At 69.8% G+C, this 18,348-nt stretch carries 19 protein-coding genes; 10 read left to right on the top strand and 9 right to left on the bottom strand.

The window, feature by feature from the left end:
• Positions 1 to 20: 20 nt before the first annotated feature.
• From ACFE8Y_RS03580 to ACFE8Y_RS03600, 5 genes are all read right to left on the bottom strand, one after another.
• On the bottom strand, positions 21 to 434 hold the full coding sequence (locus ACFE8Y_RS03580) for a hypothetical protein (RefSeq protein WP_375463014.1): 414 nt from the start codon (positions 432 to 434) through the stop codon (positions 21 to 23).
• Positions 435 to 452: 18 nt separating this feature from the next.
• Complete coding sequence (locus ACFE8Y_RS03585) at positions 453 to 1,298, bottom strand: 23S rRNA (adenine(2030)-N(6))-methyltransferase RlmJ (protein ID WP_375463015.1); 846 nt, start codon at positions 1,296 to 1,298, stop codon at positions 453 to 455.
• 56 nt (positions 1,299 to 1,354) lie between these two features.
• Positions 1,355 to 2,017, bottom strand: coding sequence for a ribonuclease T (locus ACFE8Y_RS03590; protein WP_375463016.1), 663 nt, complete (start codon positions 2,015 to 2,017; stop codon positions 1,355 to 1,357).
• Positions 2,014 to 2,481 carry a hypothetical protein gene (locus ACFE8Y_RS03595; RefSeq protein WP_375463033.1) on the bottom strand — a complete coding sequence of 156 codons (468 nt, stop codon included), beginning with the start codon at positions 2,479 to 2,481 and terminating at the stop codon, positions 2,014 to 2,016. The genes ACFE8Y_RS03590 and ACFE8Y_RS03595 overlap by 4 nt, the downstream gene beginning before the upstream one ends.
• Before the next feature lie 137 nt (positions 2,482 to 2,618).
• Positions 2,619 to 3,623, bottom strand: coding sequence for an extensin family protein (locus tag ACFE8Y_RS03600; RefSeq protein ID WP_375463017.1), 1,005 nt, complete (start codon positions 3,621 to 3,623; stop codon positions 2,619 to 2,621).
• A gap of 188 nt (positions 3,624 to 3,811) precedes the next feature.
• On the opposite strand from ACFE8Y_RS03600, the gene ACFE8Y_RS03605 reads away from it, so the two are divergent.
• Positions 3,812 to 5,047 carry an amidase family protein gene (locus ACFE8Y_RS03605; protein WP_375463034.1) on the top strand — a complete coding sequence of 412 codons (1,236 nt, stop codon included), beginning with the start codon at positions 3,812 to 3,814 and terminating at the stop codon, positions 5,045 to 5,047.
• Positions 5,048 to 5,083: 36 nt separating this feature from the next.
• On the opposite strand, the gene ACFE8Y_RS03610 is transcribed toward ACFE8Y_RS03605, so the two are convergent.
• Both ACFE8Y_RS03610 and ACFE8Y_RS03615 read right to left on the bottom strand, forming a co-directional pair.
• Positions 5,084 to 6,256 carry an AI-2E family transporter gene (locus tag ACFE8Y_RS03610; protein ID WP_375463018.1) on the bottom strand — a complete coding sequence of 391 codons (1,173 nt, stop codon included), beginning with the start codon at positions 6,254 to 6,256 and terminating at the stop codon, positions 5,084 to 5,086.
• 51 nt (positions 6,257 to 6,307) lie between these two features.
• On the bottom strand, positions 6,308 to 6,811 hold the full coding sequence (locus ACFE8Y_RS03615) for a molybdenum cofactor biosynthesis protein MoaE (RefSeq protein WP_375463019.1): 504 nt from the start codon (positions 6,809 to 6,811) through the stop codon (positions 6,308 to 6,310).
• Between the two features lie 152 nt (positions 6,812 to 6,963).
• On the opposite strand from ACFE8Y_RS03615, the gene ACFE8Y_RS03620 reads away from it, so the two are divergent.
• Entirely contained in the window at positions 6,964 to 7,983 is a 1,020-nt protein-coding gene (locus ACFE8Y_RS03620) for a gamma carbonic anhydrase family protein (RefSeq protein ID WP_375463020.1), read from the top strand.
• Between the two features lie 33 nt (positions 7,984 to 8,016).
• Here ACFE8Y_RS03620 and ACFE8Y_RS03625 read toward each other — a convergent pair whose 3' ends face one another.
• Both ACFE8Y_RS03625 and ACFE8Y_RS03630 read right to left on the bottom strand, forming a co-directional pair.
• A complete protein-coding gene (locus ACFE8Y_RS03625; RefSeq protein ID WP_375463021.1) occupies positions 8,017 to 8,928 on the bottom strand; it encodes an amino acid ABC transporter substrate-binding protein in 912 nt (303 codons plus the stop codon).
• Between the two features lie 84 nt (positions 8,929 to 9,012).
• Entirely contained in the window at positions 9,013 to 10,296 is a 1,284-nt protein-coding gene (locus ACFE8Y_RS03630; protein ID WP_375463022.1) for a dicarboxylate/amino acid:cation symporter, read from the bottom strand.
• Positions 10,297 to 10,681: 385 nt separating this feature from the next.
• Here ACFE8Y_RS03630 and ACFE8Y_RS03635 point away from each other — a divergent pair, with 385 nt between their 5' ends.
• The 8 genes from ACFE8Y_RS03635 to ACFE8Y_RS03670 all read left to right on the top strand — a co-directional run.
• Entirely contained in the window at positions 10,682 to 11,599 is a 918-nt protein-coding gene (locus ACFE8Y_RS03635) for a branched-chain amino acid ABC transporter permease (protein WP_375463023.1), read from the top strand.
• Positions 11,599 to 12,984, top strand: coding sequence for a high-affinity branched-chain amino acid ABC transporter permease LivM (gene livM, locus ACFE8Y_RS03640; protein ID WP_375463024.1), 1,386 nt, complete (start codon positions 11,599 to 11,601; stop codon positions 12,982 to 12,984). The genes ACFE8Y_RS03635 and livM overlap by 1 nt, the downstream gene beginning before the upstream one ends.
• Positions 12,985 to 12,997: 13 nt before the next feature.
• Positions 12,998 to 13,879, top strand: a complete 882-nt coding sequence (locus ACFE8Y_RS03645; protein ID WP_375463025.1) for an ABC transporter ATP-binding protein — start codon at positions 12,998 to 13,000, stop codon at positions 13,877 to 13,879.
• A gap of 16 nt (positions 13,880 to 13,895) precedes the next feature.
• Positions 13,896 to 14,702, top strand: coding sequence for an ABC transporter ATP-binding protein (locus ACFE8Y_RS03650; protein WP_375463026.1), 807 nt, complete (start codon positions 13,896 to 13,898; stop codon positions 14,700 to 14,702).
• 3 nt (positions 14,703 to 14,705) lie between these two features.
• Positions 14,706 to 15,071 carry a DUF6867 family protein gene (locus tag ACFE8Y_RS03655; protein WP_375463027.1) on the top strand — a complete coding sequence of 122 codons (366 nt, stop codon included), beginning with the start codon at positions 14,706 to 14,708 and terminating at the stop codon, positions 15,069 to 15,071.
• Between the two features lie 85 nt (positions 15,072 to 15,156).
• Entirely contained in the window at positions 15,157 to 16,281 is a 1,125-nt protein-coding gene (locus ACFE8Y_RS03660; protein WP_375463028.1) for a branched-chain amino acid ABC transporter substrate-binding protein, read from the top strand.
• Positions 16,282 to 16,800: 519 nt separating this feature from the next.
• Positions 16,801 to 17,697, top strand: coding sequence for an amino acid ABC transporter substrate-binding protein (locus ACFE8Y_RS03665; protein ID WP_375463035.1), 897 nt, complete (start codon positions 16,801 to 16,803; stop codon positions 17,695 to 17,697).
• 107 nt (positions 17,698 to 17,804) lie between these two features.
• A partial coding sequence (locus ACFE8Y_RS03670; RefSeq protein WP_375463029.1) for an amino acid ABC transporter permease occupies positions 17,805 to 18,348 on the top strand: 544 nt, incomplete at its 3' end.

Raw genomic sequence — 18,348 nt, forward strand, 5'->3', positions numbered from 1 at the left:
AAAATGTCCAACGTTTCGTCCTACAGGCGCGCCGCTCCATGTCCGACTTTCTCACCCGCCGCGGGTCCACGTGGCACTTCGTGCGTCGCGTTCCGGCGCCCTTCGCTTAGCTCGATCCGCGCGGCATCGTCCGCCAATCCACGCGCATCCGCATCACTGACGACCGTACCGGTCGCCGCGCGGCACGCATCGCTCACAAGCTGAACGAAGAGCTGGAAATCTTCTGGCACGGCCTGAGCCGCGGCCAGGACGCCGCTCAGGCCAACGCCTACGATGCCGCACGGCGGCGCGCTCGCAGCCTCGGCTTCGACGACCTCGATTCGGCTCAACTGCTCGCCCTGCCGCTGGAACGCTGGCTTGCCGCTATCCGCCATCGCCGCCTTGATGTGCCGCCACGCCGTCGTGCGGGAGCAGGTCCAGAGTCGCTGTTCCACCGCATCGCACGGAAGACCTCACGCCGCTGGCCCGAGCGCCGCGCAGCGGAACGCACCGTAATCGCTCCGCGCCAGCCTCTCGGCCAGGGCAGGCAGGAACAGCGCCGCCTCCTCGGCGAGCCGCCACGGCGGGTTGACCACGATCAGCCCGCTGCCCGTCAGGCGCGCGTCGTCGGGCCGGTCGATCATCAGGTCGAGGCGCAGGGCCGGCCGGGTCAACGCGGCGTCGAGGACCGCGACCATCCGGTCGACGGCGGCGCGATCTTTGATCGGGTACCACGCCAGGAACACGCCGGTCGGCCACTTCGCCACGGCCCGGGCGAGGTGCGCGCCGAGGCGGTCGATCTCGCCCAAAACCTCGTAGGGCGGGTCGATCAGCACGAGGCCGCGGCGCTCCGGCGGCGGGATCAGGGCGTTGAGCGCCGTCCAGCCGTCGAGGTGCAGCACCTTGGTGCGGGCGTGGCCGTTGTAGCGCGCGCGCAGGGTCGCGGCGTCGTCCGGATGCAGTTCCACGAACACGCCGTGGTCGCCCGCGCGCAGCGCCTCGCGGATCAGGGCCGGCGAGCCGGGATAGATCGTCGGCCCGTGCCGCGCTCGCACCGCCGCGACCGCCGCGCGGTAGGGGCTAAGCAGGTCCTCGACGGCCGGCGGGAACGGTTCGGCAAGCCTGCCCCAGCCGTCGATCCACTCGGCGGTGCGGCCGGCCTCGTCGGCGGTCAGGTCGTAGAAGCCGAGGCCGGCATGGGTGTCGATGGCGCGGAACGGAGCCGGCTTGAGGCTGAGATGCGCCAGCACCCGGCTCAGCACGAGGTGCTTCAGGACATCGGCGAAGTTGCCTGCGTGGAAGGCGTGGCGATAGTTCATCGGGCCATGGTCAGGCGGCGCCGGCCCAGCCGGTCACCCGAGTCGCCGCGGAGCCGTCAGCGGGCGGCGCCGAGGGTGATCTCGGGCGCGCGGCAATTGCCGCGGGCGACCTCGGGGCAGGAGGCGAAGCCGCGCAGGTCCTTGGTGAGGCAGACCCGCACCTCCTGCAACTGGCCGCGCGCGCAGGCGACCGCCAGCATGTCGGGCCGCAGGCCCCGGTTGGCCGCGACGAACTGACGGGCGACCTCGATCGGCGCGACGCGGCGCTCCGCGCCGGGGGTCTTGAAGTCGTCGGGGATCGTCACCGCCAAGCGGGCCTCGCGGGCGGCGCGGAAGTAGGCGGTGGGATCGAGGCCCGAGCAGGTGCCGTGGCGGCGCCACTCGTAGCGGGCAAGACCCGCGCTCGGATAGACCTCGCCGGCGACATCCATCGCCTGCGGGGTCGGCGCGCGCTGGACGGCCGAGCAGTTCTCGGGATAGCCGCGGGTGTATTGCGGCCACAATCCGTGGACCACGAAGCCGAGGCCGCGCCCGGACGCGCATTGCCGGTCGTCGCGCCGGCCGGCGGTCTCGCAGTAGGTCGGCGACCAGGACAGGGCGAGCACGTAGAAGTCGAACGTGCCCGGCGCGTCGTTGCCGCGGCCGAAGCCGCCGAAATCCTGCGCCTGCGCACCCGCGGCGGCGAGCAGCGCCGCCAGCACGAAGCCGAGCCGCGTCACGGACGCGCCATCCGGCAGGCGGTGGCGTAGGCGTAGCTCAGGTCGCGGTCGAGGCCGTGCACGCAGAACTCGATGCCCCAGGTCGAGCCGATGATGCCGAGGCTCTCGCGCACGGAATAATCGACCTTGCGCCGGATGCCGTCCGACGTGGTGGCGGTGGCGGTGCAGAACCGGCGCGGGTAGAAGTCGAGACCCCAAGGCCGCCACGCGGTCCGCTCGATCCTGTCGTAGGCGACGATCGTCAGGGACGAGTTCCAGAACTTCGCCTCCTTCTCGGCGAACTGAGTCGAGACCTTCTCCAGCACGTCCGCGTCCTGGCAACCGGGGATGTCCGCGTCGAAGGGGAAGGCGCGCTCCTCGGAGGGCTCGATGTCCTCGCGCGCCGAGCGGGCGAGCGCCGGCTGAAGGCTGGCCGCCAGGATCAGGGCGATACTGACAGCGGCGGAGAGGGCGTTCGGGCGCATGGCGGGCCTGCTTCGCATCGTGTGCAGCATCGTCGGACGATGGCCGGAGGCACGCTCAAGTCAAGCCGAGCGGGGCCGGCGCGGGCGCTTTCGCGTCCCGGTGGCGCGCGCGGGGCACACCCGTGCCGAACGTCGCCTCAGTAGATCGGGCCGGCCGACAGACCGGGCGCGGCCAGCGACAGCGGCTCCTCGTCGCCGGGCGCCGGCTCTTCCGGCAGCGCCGCCGCGACGCGGGGGCTCGCACGGGCGGGAAGCGGCCGAGGCGCGGGCGCCGAGGCATAGGCGGAGGCCGCCGCCGGCCGGGCCGGTGCGCGGGCGTAGAGCCCGGGGCTCGCGGCCTTCGAGGTCGGCGCGAGACCGTAGGGATCGTCCTCCTCGACATCGACCGGGGCCTGCGGCGGCGCCGTCTGCCGTTCCGGCGGGCGCGGGCGCGACATCGGCCGCGCGTCGCCGGAGCCGAGCTGCGGCGTGAACTTGATCAGCGGCTGGCAGATCCGCTTCAGGCCGCGCGGATCGTGCCGGGCGAGGTCGACGTGGATGTGATCGTAGTGGAACGCGTTGGAGCCCGGCGCCAGCACCGTCGTGAAGCGCTGGCACGCCCCGATGAAGATCTCGCGCAGGAAACCCTGCTCGGCCTCCGTGCCGCGCCAGCCGCCCTTGACGGTGATCACGTGCCCGTCGGCGAGCGTGACGGACATCACGTCGAGCGCGTTGCCGAAGGCATGCTCGGAGAGCTTGGCGCCGACTTGGTTGTTGCGCCCCCGGCAGGAATACGAACCTGCGTTGATCTCGGCCACCGGTTGCCCGAAGTAGAGGTTGGCCGCCGGCTGGACCGTGTCGGCGAGCCACGCCTCGGCCTCGGCGAGCGCCGGGCACCCGAGCGTCATCCGCTGCTTGAGGACGACCGTCCCGCCCCCGAGCCGCGTGACCCGGAACGGCTGCTGCATGCCGCAGGGACCGGGGCCGGCGATCTCCTTGGCGGGCTGGATGAACTCTGTCGCCTCGACGAGCTTCCTGGCGAGGCAGACCTGCTCGGCCTGGTCGCGCCACGGATCGCGGCGCTCAAACGTGTTGATCGCACAGCCGGTGAGCCCCGCGCCGAACAGCGCAAGGGCGAAGAACGCGAGTACGCTACGCCACATCCTTCGGAGAATGGGCAGGATCGCGTAAACGCGGCGCTAACGATGCCGACATTGGGCACGTCCGGCCGGGCTGCTAAAAGCCCGCCCGGATACGGAGGCCGACGCCGCCCATCCGGGCCGCGCACGAGACCTGCACCTGCCGGTGGCCGGTCCGCTGCCGCGCGAACACGAGCTTGCAAGGACGCATGATGCTCTCCCTGGTCGATCTGCGCCGCCGCATCGAGGCCGGCTCCCTGACACCGGACGGCGCGATCCGCCTGTCGCAGGAGGCGATCCTCGCCCGCGATCCGGTGGTCCGCGCGACGATCTGCACCGATCCGGCGCCCGCGGTGACCGATCACGGGCCGCTCGCCGGCATCGCGGTCGGCGTCAAGGACATCATCGACACCGCCGCGATGCCGACGCAGATGGGCTCGGCCATCTACGCGGGCTGGCAGCCGAAGGCCGACGCGGCCATCGTCATGCGCCTCAAAAGCCTCGGCGCGGTGGCGCTCGCCAAGACCTCGACCTCCCCGTTCGCCAGCATAGACCCGACCGGGACGACGAATCCGTTCGACCCCGGCCACACGCCCGGCGGCTCGTCGGCGGGCTCTGCCGCCGCGGTCGGCGCGGGGATGCTGCCGCTGGCGCTCGGCACCCAGACCGGCGGCTCCGTGATCCGCCCGGCGAGCTTCTGCGGCTGTGCGGCGGTCAAGCCGTCGTTCCGGCTGCTGCCGACGGTGGGCGTCAAGACCTTCTCCTGGGCGCTCGACACGCTGGGCCTGTTCGGCGCGGGCGTGTGCGACGTCGCCCACGCGCTGGCGCTGATCGCCGGCCGCCCCGCGATCGACCTTGGGTCGACCGCGCCCGGTGCGCCGCGCATCGGCCTCGTGATCCAGGATTTCGCCGCGGCGCCCGAGCCGGAGGCGCTCGCCGCCCTCGACCGTGCCCGGCGCGCCGCCGAGCGAGCCGGGGCAAGTCTTGCCGACCTCGACCTTCCCCCCGAGCTCGGCGCGGCGTGGCGCTGCCACGCCACGATTCAGGATTTCGAGGCGCGCCAGGCGCTGGCCTGGGAATACGCCAACCACCGCGACGCGCTGAGCGCGCTCCTCGGACCTCAGCTCGACGATGCGCGGTCGATCACGCCGGCCGATTATGACGAGGCCCGCCGCCACGCCCATCGTGCCCGGCGCGTCCTGAAGGACCTGTTCTCGGACTTCGACGCGATCCTCACCGTCTCCGCGCCGGGACCGGCGCCGAAGACGCTGGCCTCGACCGGCGACGCGCGCTTCAACCGGCTCTGGACGCTCATGGGCGTCCCGTGCGTGAACGTCCCGGTCCCCGGCGACGGGCTGCCCATGGGCATACAGGTGATTGCGCGCTTCGGCGGCGACGGTCGGGCGCTCGCGGTTGCCGCGATGATCGAGGCCGCCCTGCGGGCGTAGGGCCTCGCCGACGCGGGGAGACTCCGTTCCCGCGGCTCAGACCGTCGCGTCCTCGCCGAGCGCGTCCTCGACGTAGAGCTGCTCCAGCAGCACCTTGATCACCGCCATCAGCGGCAGCGCCAGGGCGATGCCCCACAGTCCGAAGATCACGCCGAGCACGAGCTGCCCGGCGAAGATCGTCGCCGGCGGGATGTCCAGCGCCCGCTTCTGGATGAAGGGGGTCAGTCCGTAGCTCTCCAGGCATTGCACGACGAGGTAGACGCCGAGCGCGCCGAGCAGCGCCTTCACCCCCGAGGCGAGGCTCGCCAGCAGGATGATGACTCCGGCGACCAGCGGCCCGACCGTCGGCACGAAGGCGAGGAGTCCCGCCTGCAGGCCGAGGATCAGCGCGCCGCCGATGCCGAGGAAGGCGAGCCCGCCCCAGATGCACAGGAAGATCACCGCCATCGTAATCAACTGGCCGAACAGCCAGTGGCGCAGGGTCTCGCCCGTCCCGTCGAGCACGCGGGCCCAGCGCCAGCGGCGCTTGGGCGGCACGAAGCGCAGGAGCCCGTCGCGGTAGCTGGACGGATCGGCGGCGAAGGCGAGGCCGAGGAACACGATCACCAGCACGTTGCCGAGCGCGCTGAACAAGCCGACGATCACCAGAGCCGCCGGGCCGAGCACGCTGCCGGCCTCCGACAGGAGCGAGCCGGGATTCTTCAGGGCGCTCGACGCCACTCCGGCGAAGCCGCCGGACTGCTTGCCGGGCTCCTTGTCCGCCGGGCCAGGCTTGGCGTCCTCGCCTGTCCCGCCGGTCTTCCCGACCGCGCTCAGCATCGGCAGGCTGATGCCGTGGGACGACAGCCACTCCGTCACCGTCCCCGACTGCCTCTGGATCGTCTCGCCGAGGTCGCGGCCCTGCTGCACCACCGTCGCGCCCCCGAAGCTGACGAGGCCCGCCGCGGCGGCGGCGAGAATCAGGCCCACGAGCGTCAGCCGGACGCCCCGCGGCAGCGGCAGGACGCGGCCGAGTCCTCGCGTCAGCCCGTCGAGCAACACGCCGAGGAGCGCCCCGGCGAAGACCAGCAGCAGCGTCTCCACTGCCATCCAGGCGAGCGCCAGCACCGCCGCGAACGACACCATGGCGATGCCCGACGCTGCGAGCGGCAGCGCGGCGCGCCACGATCCGGCCGGGCCGGCCGGCGCTTCGGTCTTCGGTTCGGCCATCGCGCTCCAGTCCCGCTTCACGGCCTCACGAGCGCCCGCGCGGCGGCGGGGTCAAGCCTCCCGCGCGGTTCCTTCACCGGTGATGTCGGCCCAGCGCTGCGCCGCCGCATCGTCGGCCTGCGCCGCCTCGACCCAGCCGCCGATGGTGCCGTCGGTCAGGTGCTCGCGCTTCCAGAACGGCGCCCGCGTCTTGAGGTAGTCCATCAGGAAGCTCGCCGCCTCGAAGGCGGCGATGCGGTGGCTCGCGGCGGTGATCACCAGCACGATCCCGTCGCCCGGCGCGACCAGTCCGTAGCGATGGACCGCTCGCACGGCCTGAAGCGGCCAGCGGGCGGCGGCGGCCGCGACGACGCGCCCGATCTCGGCCTCGGCCATGCCGGGGTAGTGCTCCAGCTCCAGCGCCCGAAGCCGGCCGCCCTCGTTGCGGCACAGGCCCGTGAAGGTCACGACCGCGCCCGCGCGGCCCGCGAGCGCTTCGCTCATCGCCGCGATCTCGGCGGCGACGTCGAACGGCTCGGCCTGAATGCCGACGGAGGGCGTTGCGGGGGGCGACATGATATCCTCGCGGGAGGCTCGGGCGACATCGGCGCGACGGCGAGGCGCCATCCGGCCTGACACCCCGGCCGCCCGCGCCTATATGGCACGTCGGACCGTCCCCGGCAGGGCCGAGCCGTGGCCTCGAAGACGATGCGCCGGAGGATGCCAGCGTGACCCCCGACCTGACCCTGCCCTACGACGGTATCCTGCCGGATTTTGCGAGCCGTCCGGTCTGGTGCGGCCGCGGCAGCACCGTGATCGGTGCCGCCCGCCTCGGCAGCCAAGCCTGGATCGGCGACGACGGCGTGATCCGCGCCGACGGCCAGCCCGTCGTGCTCGGCGAGCGGTTCTGGCTCGGCCATCGCTCGACCGTGCACATCGCGACCTTCACCCGCGGAACGCAGGTGGGAGACCGGGTCACGGTCGGGCACAACAGCGTGGTCCACGCCTGCACCATCGGCTCCGACGTGGTGATCGAGGACGACGTCGTCATCCTCGACGGGGCGACGGTCGGAGACGGCACGGTGATCGAGGCGGGCGCCACGGTGTTTCCCCGTGTCCAGTTGGAGGGCGGTTTCGTCTACGCCGGGAGCCCGGCCAAGCCCCAGCGGACGATCACGCGGGCCGAGCTCGACGAGCGGGCCGAGCGCCTGCGCGAGGCCGCGGGCGACGCGCTCCAGCCCGTGGCCGGCGACCGGCCTGAGGTGGTGGAGACCGTCTTCGTCGCGAGCACCGCGCGCCTGCGCGGCCGCGTCAGCCTGGGCGCCGGGTCGAGCGTGCTGTTCTCCTGCGACCTGCACGCCGAGGTCGGGCCGATCGTGGTCGGCGCCGACACCAACATCCAGGACAACACCGTGATCCGCACCCGGGGCGAGGGGGTCGTGATCGGTCGCGACACCACGGTCGGCCACAACGTGCGCGTCGGCGACAGCCGCATCGGTGCCCGCTCGCTGATCGGCATCGGCGCGACGATCGCGCCGGGCACCGTGATCGCCGACGATGTCATGCTGGCGGCCGGCGCCACCACCGATCCGGGCCAGTTGCTGGAGGGCGGATACCTCTGGGGCGGGCGCCCGGCCCGCATCCTGTCGCCGCTGGACGCCGACAAGCGCGCCATGATGGGCCGCATCGTCGAGGGCTACCGCGAGCACGGACGCGCCTATCGCAAGGCCGAGGCCGAATCCGCCTGATGCGGTTCGGTGCGCGCCGGCAGCCGCGGGACGCTAATCCTCCAGACCGATCAACTGGAAGCTCGTGTGCAGGTCGTTCGACATCGGGATGTTCAGGCGCTGGCCGCTGGGCAGGCGCTTGAGGAACCAGCGCTCGTAGGTCCAGCGCAGTTCACGGCTCTCGGCCAGCCGGGCGAAAGTGGCGGTGACGGCCCCGGCCAGGTCCGGATCGTCCTTCCGGAACATGATCCCGTAGGGCTCGAAGGACAGCTTGTCGGAGAGAACCATGTACTTGGCGCCCTCCGCGCCGTCGTTGGCGATCAGGCCGTAGAGCAGGACGTCGTCCGTGGCGAACGCATCCGCCCGCCCGTCCTTGACCATGGCGTAGGACTCCGCGTGGTCCTTGCCGATGAGGATGTCGGCCTGGAGCTTGAGCTTGGCCAAGAGGTCGCGCAGCGCCCCTTCGTTGGTGGTGCCGGCCGTCACGACGACCTTCTTGCCGCCGAGGTCGCGATAGGACGCGATCGGCGAGCTGCGGGGAACCAGGAGCTGGGTCGCGCTGATGAAGGTGACCGGTGAGAACGCGACGGTGCGGCGGCGCTCGGCGTTGGCGGTGGTGGAGCCGCATTCGAGATTGATCTTGCCGCCCGCGATCGCCTGGAAGCGGGATTCCGAGGTCACGGGCTCGTAGCGGACCTTCAGGTCCGTGCGCCCGATCGCGCGGCCGATCTCGTCGACGATCTCGCCGCAGATGTCGATCGCGTAGCCGATCGGCCGCGCGCTGCCGTCGGCGAGCTTGCCCTCGACGAAGGAGAAGGGAACGGAGCTGGTGCGGTAGCCGATCACCACCTCGCCCTTCTCGGCGATGGTCTTGAGCGAGCCGCTGAGGACATCGACCGCGAAGGCCGGCCCCGGAACGGTGAGCCACGCGACCGCGAGCGCCGCGATGAACCTGCCTGCCGACATCGGAAAACTCCTGAACACCGTGCCGCGCCGGAGCGGCTCCGGGACCGGCCGAGGGCCGACCCCGAAGACCCGCGTAAGACCTCGCTACTCGGCTGCCGCCGGCATCGGGCTGACATCGCGATCGATGCGCTGGTCGGTCGTCGTGAGCTGCCCCTCCCACTTGGCCACGGCGACGGTGGCGACGCTGTTGCCGAGCACGTTGGTGGCCGAGCGGCCCATGTCGAGGAACTGGTCGATGCCGATGATCAGCAGCAATCCTGCCTCCGGAATGTTGAACTGGGTCAGCGTCGCCGAGATCACCACCAGCGAGGCGCGCGGCACGCCGGCCATGCCCTTCGAGGTCACCATCAGAAGAAACAGCATGGTGAGCTGCTGCCCGTAGGTCAGCGGGATGTTGTAGGCCTGCGCGATGAACATCACCGCGAAGGTGCAGTACATCATCGAGCCGTCGAGGTTGAACGAGTAGCCCATCGGCAGCACGAACGAGGTGATGCGGTTGGGAATGCCGAACTGCTCGAGGTTGGTCAGCATCTTCGGGTAGGCCGCCTCGCTCGACGCGGTCGAGAAGGCGAGCACGAAGGGCTCCTTGATGAGGTTGAACAGCCGCCTGATGCCGGCCGAGCCCAGCATCAGGAAGCCGACGAACATCAGCAGGCCCCAAAGGACGGCCAGCCCGATGTAGAATTCGACCAGGAACTTGCCGTAGGTGACGAGCACGCCGATGCCCTGCGTGGTGATCGTCGCCGCGATCGCCGCGAATACGGCCACGGGGGCGAACAGCATGACGTAGCCGGTCACCTTCAGCATCACGTCGGCCAAGCCCTCGATGCCGTGGGCGACGAGGTGGCCCTTCTCGCCGAGGGCGGCCAGCGCCACGCCGAAGAAGATCGAGAACACAACGATCTGCAGGATCTCGTTGTTGGCCATCGCCTCCACCGCGCTCTTGGGCACGAGGTGGGTGACGAACTCCTTGAGCGAGAGCGAGGCGGCCTTGAGGCCGGTGCCGGCGCCGACATCGGGCAGCGGCAGGTTCAGGTTGTGGCCCGGCTGCATCAGGTTGACGAGGATCAGCCCCAGCATCAGCGAGCAGAACGAGGCGCCGACGAACCAGAGCAGCGCCTTGCCGCCGACGCGACCGACAGAGGCGGTGTCGCCGAGGTGCGCGATGCCCACGACGAGCGTCGAGAATACGAGCGGCGCGATGATCATCTTGATCAGGCGCAGGAAGATGTCGCTGATGAGCGCGATGTAGCCGGAGATTTCCTTGGCCGTCTGCGGATCGGGCCAAGTAATGCTACACAGGTAACCGACGACGATGCCGAGCACCATGCCGATGAAGATCATCGTCGTCAGCCGCGAACCCGTCATTGATGATCCCCCTGCGCACGAGAGCCCGGCGCGTCATCCCGCATTAACGAATGTGAAGCACGAAGCAGGCCACGCGCAAGCCGGCTCAACGATTTAATCCGACGGCTCGAAGCTTTTGTTGCCGCGCAGCCGGCCCGCCAGCGTGGCGCTTCCTCGACTGCGCAGGCTATGCTGGCCGCGCGCGACCAGCATCAGCGGATGACGGACCGGGCAGTCCGTGGCGATCGCGGTCCAGGTACGGTAGGGGACTTGGTACGGTACGGGACTTGCGGCCCGGGGCACCTGCAACCTTGCGGGACTTGCCAGCTAGCCTGCGGAACTTGCCAGCCCCGGCAGCCGGTTCGCGCCGGCACCCGCGATCGGACGAGGGAGAGACGGTCACGCGATGGATGTCTTCGTACAGCAGTTGATCAACGGGCTGACGCTCGGGTCGATCTACGGCCTGATCGCGATCGGCTACACGATGGTGTTCGGCATCATCGGCATGGTCAACTTCGCCCACGGCGACGTCTTCATGGTGTCGAGCTTCATCGCGCTGATCGGCTTCCTGATCCTCACCGCGTGGCTCGGGATCACCTCGATCGCGCTGGCCTTCCTGATCGTGCTCGTGGTCAGCATGGTGCTCACCGCGCTCTGGGGCTGGGCGATCGAGCGCGTCGCCTATCGCCCTTTGCGCGGCTCGTTCCGGCTGGCGCCGCTGATCTCGGCCATCGGCGTCTCGATCTTCCTCTCCAACTTCGTGCAGGTGGCGCAGGGCGCGCGCAACAAGCCGCTGCCGCCGATGCTCTCGGGCGGGCTGACCCTGTTCGAGCGCGACGGCTTCGCGGTGTTCCTGGCCTACAAGCAGTGCCTGATCATGGCGGTCACGGTCGTGCTGCTCACGGGCTTCTGGTACCTCGTCCAGCGCACCCCCTTCGGCCGGGCGCAGCGGGCCTGCGAGCAGGACCGGCGCATGGCCGCGCTGCTGGGCATCGACGTCGACCGCACCATCTCCCTGACCTTCGTCCTGGGCGCCGCGCTCGCGGCGGTCGCAGGCGTGCTCTACCTCATCTACTACGGCGTCGTGTCCTTCTCCGACGGTTTCGTCCCCGGCGTGAAGGCGTTCACGGCCGCGGTGCTCGGCGGCATCGGCTCCCTGCCCGGCGCGGTGCTCGGCGGCCTGATCATCGGCCTGATCGAGACCTTCTGGTCGGCCTACTTCTCGATCGAGTACAAGGATGTCGCCGCCTTCTCGATCCTGGCGATCGTGCTCATCTTCATGCCGTCCGGAATCCTCGGCCGCGCCGAGGTCGAGAAGGTCTGATGGCAAGCGCGCGCGCGCCGGGCGGCTTGCCCGGCATCCTGCGGGACGCCGCCCTCTACGCCCTCGGCGCCTTCGGGCTCTGCGTGCCGCTGGTCAGCTTCCGCACCGAGCCGGGCCCGACCGGCGGGCTCGAACTCACCCCGCGCTGGGTCCTCGTCGCGGGCCTGTGCGGCGCGATCTTCCTCGCACGCCTCGCGCAGCGCCTCGTGCTGACGCACCGCGACGCCCGTCGGGCGCTCGCACCGGCGCCAGCCCAGGCGACGGAGGCCGTCGATGCCGCCCCGAATGCCGGGCAGCGGATCTCGATGCTGGCGCTCTGGCTGTTCATCGGTGTCGCGCTGACGCTGCCGGTCGTGGCGACGCTGGCAGTCGGCAGCCTCGGGGAGGCCCGCTACTGGATCGACCTCGGCATCCTCATCCTCACCTACGTGATGCTCGGCTGGGGCCTCAACATCGTCGTCGGCCTCGCCGGCCTGCTGGATCTGGGCTACGTCGCCTTCTACGCGGTCGGCGCGTATTCCTACGCCCTGCTCTCGACCACGTTCGGCCTGTCGTTCTGGCTCTGCCTGCCGCTGGCCGGGCTGTTTGCCGCCCTCTGGGGCGTGCTGCTGGGCTTTCCCGTGCTGCGGCTGCGCGGCGACTACCTCGCCATCGTCACGCTCGCCTTCGGCGAGATCATCCGCCTCGTGCTGATCAACTGGGTCGACGTCACCGGGGGCGGGGCCGGCATCTCCTCGATTCCCCGGGCGACGTTCTTCGGCATTCCCTTCACCGCGGGCGAGGACGGGTTTGCGGCGCGCTTCGGGCTCACCTTCGACTCGATGCACCGCATCGTCTTCCTGTACTACGTCATCCTGGCGCTCGCGCTCGTCACCAACCTCGTCACCCTGCGCCTGCGCCGGCTGCCCATCGGCCGCGCCTGGGAGGCGTTGCGCGAGGACGAGATCGCCTGCCGCTCGCTCGGCATCAACACCACCACGACGAAGCTCACCGCCTTCGCGCTCGGGGCCGCCTTCGGGGGCGTGGCCGGCTCGTTCTTCGCCGTGCGCCAGGGCTTCATTTCGCCCGAGAGCTTCAACTTCCTGGAGAGCGCGATCATCCTGGCGATCGTGGTGCTCGGCGGCATGGGCAGCCAGGTCGGCGTCGCCGTCGCCGCGGTGGCGATGGTCGGCGGTCCGGAGATGCTGCGCAACCTCGGCTTCCTGAAGCAGGTCTTCGGCGAGGGCTTCGACCCGAACGAGTACCGCCTGCTGCTGTTCGGCCTCGCCATGGTGGCGATGATGGTCTGGCGCCCGCGCGGGCTGATCTCGGAGCGCACGCCCTCGGTGGCCTTGGGCAAGCGTCGGGCGATCTCCGGCGCCCATGTCAGCGAGGGCCACGGCTGATGGGCAGCCCCCGATGACCGCGCCGATCCCGCCCCGCGACGACGCGGTGCTCACCGTCGATCACCTCACCATGCGCTTCGGCGGGCTCACCGCCGTCGGCGACCTGTCGTTCCGGGCGCATCGCGGCGACATCACCGCGCTGATCGGCCCGAACGGCGCCGGCAAGACCACGGTCTTCAACTGCATCACCGGCTTCTACAAGCCGACCGAGGGGATGCTGACGCTCAAGCACGCCGACGGCTCGAAGCACCTGCTGGAGCGCCTGCCGAACCATTCCGTGAACCGCATCGGGCGGGTGGCGCGCACCTTCCAGAACATCCGCCTGTTCCAGGGCATGACCGTGCTGGAGAACCTGCTCGTCGCCCAGCACGCGCCCTTGATGCGGGCCTCCGGCATGAGCGTGCTCGGGCTGCTCGGCCTGCCGGTCTACCGCCGGGCCGAGGACGCGGCGATCGCGCGGGCCAGGGACTGGCTCGGCCGCATCGGCCTGATCGAGCGGGCCGACGACCCGGCCGGCGACCTGCCCTATGGCGCCCAGCGCCGCCTGGAGATCGCGCGGGCCATGTGCACCGACCCGGTGCTGCTCTGCCTCGACGAGCCCGCCGCCGGCCTCAACCCGCGCGAGAGCGGAGAACTGAACGCGCTCCTGCGCGACATCCGCGACGCGCACGACACCTCGGTGCTGCTGATCGAGCACGACATGTCGGTGGTGATGGAGATCTCCGACCACGTCGTCGTGCTCGATTACGGCGTGAAGATCGCCGACGGCACGCCGGGCGCCGTGCGGGCGGACCCGCGGGTGATCGCGGCCTACCTCGGCGTCGAGGACGAGGAGGTCGAGGCGGTCGATGCCGAGGTCGGCCTCGCCGTGACGCACCTGGAGGTCGAGGCGTGAGCGCGGGGATCGACGAGTGAGTGTCGCCGGCATCAACGTCCTCGTCGAGGAGACGCGGGCGCTCGCGGCCGAGAAGGCCGGGGCGAAGAAGACGCTGCTCTCGGTGCGTGGGGTCTCGACCTACTACGGCAGCGTCGCGGCTTTGCGCGGCGTCGACCTCGACGTGACCGAGGGCGAGATCGTCACGCTGATCGGCGCGAACGGGGCCGGCAAGTCGACCCTGATGATGACGATCTTCGGCGCGCCGCAGGCGCGATCGGGAACGATCACCTACGACGGCCGCGACATCACCCGGCTGCCGACCCACGTGATCGCGCGCCTCGCCATCGCGCAGTCGCCGGAGGGGCGGCGCGTTTTTCCGCGCATGAGCGTCTACGAGAATCTGCAGATGGGCGCGGCGCTCCAGGCCGGGCAGCACTTCGCGCGGGATCTGGAGCGGGTCTGCGCCCTGTTCCCGCGCCTGAAGGAGCGGCTCGCCCAGCGCGCCGGCACCATGTCGGGCGGCGAGCAGCAGATGCTCGCGATCGGTCGCGCGCTGATGAGCCGCCCGCGCCTGCTGCTGCTGGACGAGCCGTCGCTCGGCCTCGCGCCGCTCGTGGTGAAGGGCATCTTCGACGCGGTGCGCGACCTCAACCGGCAGGACGGCATGACGATCTTCCTCGTCGAGCAGAACGCCTACCACGCCCTGAAGCTCGCCCACCGCGGCTACGTGCTCGTCAACGGCCGCATCACCATGAGCGGCACGGGCCGCGCGCTGCTCGCCGACCCCGCGATCAAGGCCGCCTATCTCGAGGGCGGCCACGCCGCCCCGGCGGAGGTGTGACCGATGCAAGGGTTGATCTACGAGGAGGATGCGATCGGCCTGTTCCTCCTCGTCACCGTGGCGATGGGCGGCTGGGCCGGGTGGATGGCGGCGCGCGGGCTCGCGAAGGCGTGGCGTCCGTTCTGGCAATGCGTCCCGGCGCTGCTGGCCGTCGCGGCGGCGGTGCGCTTCATCCACTTCGCGCTGTTCGGCGGCACGCTCCTGTCGCCGCACTACTATGCGGTCGATGCGATCCTCGTCATGATCGTCGGCGCGGCGGGCTACCGCTGGACCCGGACGCGGCAGATGACGACGCAGTATCACTGGCTCTACGAGCGGACCTCTCCGCTGACGTGGCGCGCTCGCGAAACGGCGCCGGCTGAGCCATGATCGGCGCCCGCGCCCGACTCGGCGCGAGAGCATGATTCTTGCGCGGCGCGCGATATCTGGAATCGGACAACGAAGGGGACGAGGGATGAGAGCGATACTTCTGGCGGGCCTCGCGCTCGGCATGATGGCCTGCGGGCAGGGGCAGGCGGCCGACATCAAGATCGGCGTCGCGGCGCCGATCACCGGCCCGAACGCGGCCTTCGGCGCGCAGTTGAAGAACGGCACCACCCAGGCGGTCGAGGACATCAACAAGGCGGGCGGGATCAAGGGCCAGAAGCTCGTGCTCTCGTCCGGCGACGACGCGTCCGATCCGAAGCAGGGCGTGTCGGTGGCCAACAAGTTCGCCTCGGAAGGCGTGAAGATGGTGGTCGGCGACTTCAACTCCGGCGTCTCGATCCCGGCCTCCGACGTCTACCAGGACGCCGGCATCATCCAGATCACACCGGCCTCGACCAACGTGAAGTTCACCGAGCGCGGGATGTGGAACACGTTCCGCACCTGCGGCCGCGACGACCAGCAGGGGGCGGTCGCCGGCGACTACCTCGCCGCCAAGTACAAGGGCAAGAAGATCGCCTTCGTCCACGACAAGACCCCCTACGGCAAGGGGCTGGCCGACGAGACCCTGAAGGCGCTCAAGGCCAAGGGCGGCAAGGACGTGCTCTACGAGGGCATCAACCCCGGCGAGAAGGACCTCTCCGCGCTGGTGTCGAAGCTCAAGCAGGCCAACATCGACATCGTCTACTACGGCGGCGTCTTCGCCGAGGCCGGACTGCTGATCCGCCAGATGCGCGACCAGGGTCTCAAGGCACCGCTGATGGGCGGGGACGGCATCGCCGACAAGGAGTTCGCTCAGATCGGCGGCCCCGGCGCCGACGGCTCGCTGATGACCTTCGCCCCCGACGCGCGCAAGAACCCAGCCGCCAAGGACGTGGTCGCGGCCTTCAAGGCCAAGAACATCGACCCCGAGGCCTACACGCTCTACGCCTACGCCGCCGTCCAGATCCTGAAGAAGGCGATCGAGGAGACCGGCTCCACCGACGGCAAGAAGCTCGCCGACTACCTGCGTCAGGGAAAACCGACCCCGACCGTGATCGGCGACATCGCCTACGATAAGAAGGGCGACATCACCCGACCCGACTACGTCCTCTACGCCTGGAAGAAGAACGCCGCCGGCAACGTCGACTACACCGGCAACGAGCTGACCAAGTAATGCTGTCGGGAGCCAGCCGCGCGGTGCGCGTTGGCTCCCGACGCATCCCCTAAGTGACGAGGCCGTCCCGCACGCGTTGCCGGACGGCTTCTGCCTTGATCGCGCGCCAAGACTGTTCCGGTGGATGCGCGGCAACGGGAGGTTCTTGCACCACGAATTTCGATGCGTTCGCTTAAGAAATATGCATATTGCTCTCGACGTGAGCAGCGCCGATCGACACGAACGCCCGATCCGGGGTTGAAAAAAGCTTGGTTCCGGCCTGCGTGATCGGGTTTCGCACCTCGTTCGACCGTCGATGGCAAGTCGGTTGGCTGATGCCGTACTCACGTCGTGAAGCCGGGAAGGTCACTTCTCCTCTGTGAATCCGCCAAGCTTCTCACCGTGCCCATCGCTCCGGCACCATCATTGCAGACGCTGCGTCCGAGCCGGCCGTCTTCTGCCCGACCGTCCTCCGCCGTCCCATGCGCGGCACCATGTGGGAGTTTCGTCTTGACGCCATCCTGTTCTGACCGCCGCGGCATCGTTGCTGGCCTCGCCCTCGTCCTCTCGGTGTTCCCGGCCGGCGCCCACGCCGAGGATCTGACGGGCACCTTGAAGAAGGTGAAGGAGGCGGGCGCCATCACGATCAGCTACCGCAGTTCGTCCGTGCCGTTCTCCTACCTCGACGGCGACCAGAAGCCCGTCGGCTACGCGATGGAGATCTGCATGAAGATCGCCGATGCGGTGAAGGCCACCCTCAAGCTCGACAAGATGGAGGTGAAGTTCAACCCGGTCGAGTCGTCGACCCGCATCCCGCTGATCGCCAACGGCACGATCGACCTGGAATGCGGCTCGACCACGAACAACCTCGACCGTCAGAAGCAGGTGGCGTTCACCAACACCCACTTCCTGACGGCCACGCGCTACGTCTCGAAGAAGGACGCCAAGCTCCACACCATCGACGACCTCAAGAGCAAGACCGTCGTCTCGACCTCGGGCACGACCAACATCAAGCAGATCAACGAGGCCAACACCGCCAAGGGCCTGGGCCTGACCATCCTGTCCGCCAAGGACCATGCCGAGGCGTTCCTGATGGTCGAGACCGGCCGCGCGGTCGCCTTCGTCATGGACGACGTGCTGCTTGCCTCGTTGATCGCCGGTTCCAAGACCCCCGACGCCTACGAGATCTCGACCGAGCCGCTGTCGAAGCCCGAGCCCTACGGCATCATGCTGCGCAAGGACGACGCGCCGTTCAAGGCGGTGGCCGACGCCGCGACCAAGGCGCTCTACGAGAGCGCCGAGGGCAAGGCGCTCTACACCAAGTGGTTCGAGACGCCGATCCCGCCGCGCAACATCAACCTCAAGCTCCCGATGAGCGAGGCGATGACCAAGCAGTTCAAGAGCCCGAGCGACAGCGCCGATCCGGCCGTCTACTGACGCGGCCCGCCCCCTCGCCGGCTTCCGTCAGGAGCCGGCGAGATTCGGTGCGGACCACCGACCCAGAGCCCTGAAGATCCGGAACGAGACGTGGTGAAGCCCGGGCGATGAACTACAACTGGAACTGGCGCATCTTCCTCGATGCGTCGCCCGAGGGCACCGGTACCTACGCCGACATGCTGCTGTCCGGCTTGGCCTGGACGGTCCTCACGGCGCTCTGCTCCTGGGCGATCGCCTTCACGCTCGGCTCGCTCATCGGCGTGATGCGGACGCTGCCGTCGAGGGCGGCCAACGCCGTCGGCACGGCCTACGTCGAGCTGTTCCGCAACATCCCGCTGCTGGTCCAGATGTTCCTCTGGTACTTCGTCCTGCCGGAGCTGCTGCCGCAATCGCTCGGCAACGCGCTGAAGCAGTTGCCGAACGCACCGTTCTACACCGGCGTGATCTGCCTCGGGTTCTTCACGGCCTCGCGCGTGGCCGAGCAGGTTCGCGCCGGCATCCAGTCCCTGCCGCGCGGGCAGCAACTCGCGGGCACCGCGATGGGCTTCACCGTGGCGCAGACCTACCGCTACGTCCTCCTGCCCAACGCCTACCGGATCATCCTGCCGCCGATGACCTCGGAGTTCCTGAACAACCTCAAGAACACCTCCG

Source organism: uncultured Methylobacterium sp., from assembly GCF_964242245.1.
Taxonomy (GTDB): Bacteria; Pseudomonadota; Alphaproteobacteria; order Rhizobiales; family Beijerinckiaceae; genus Methylobacterium.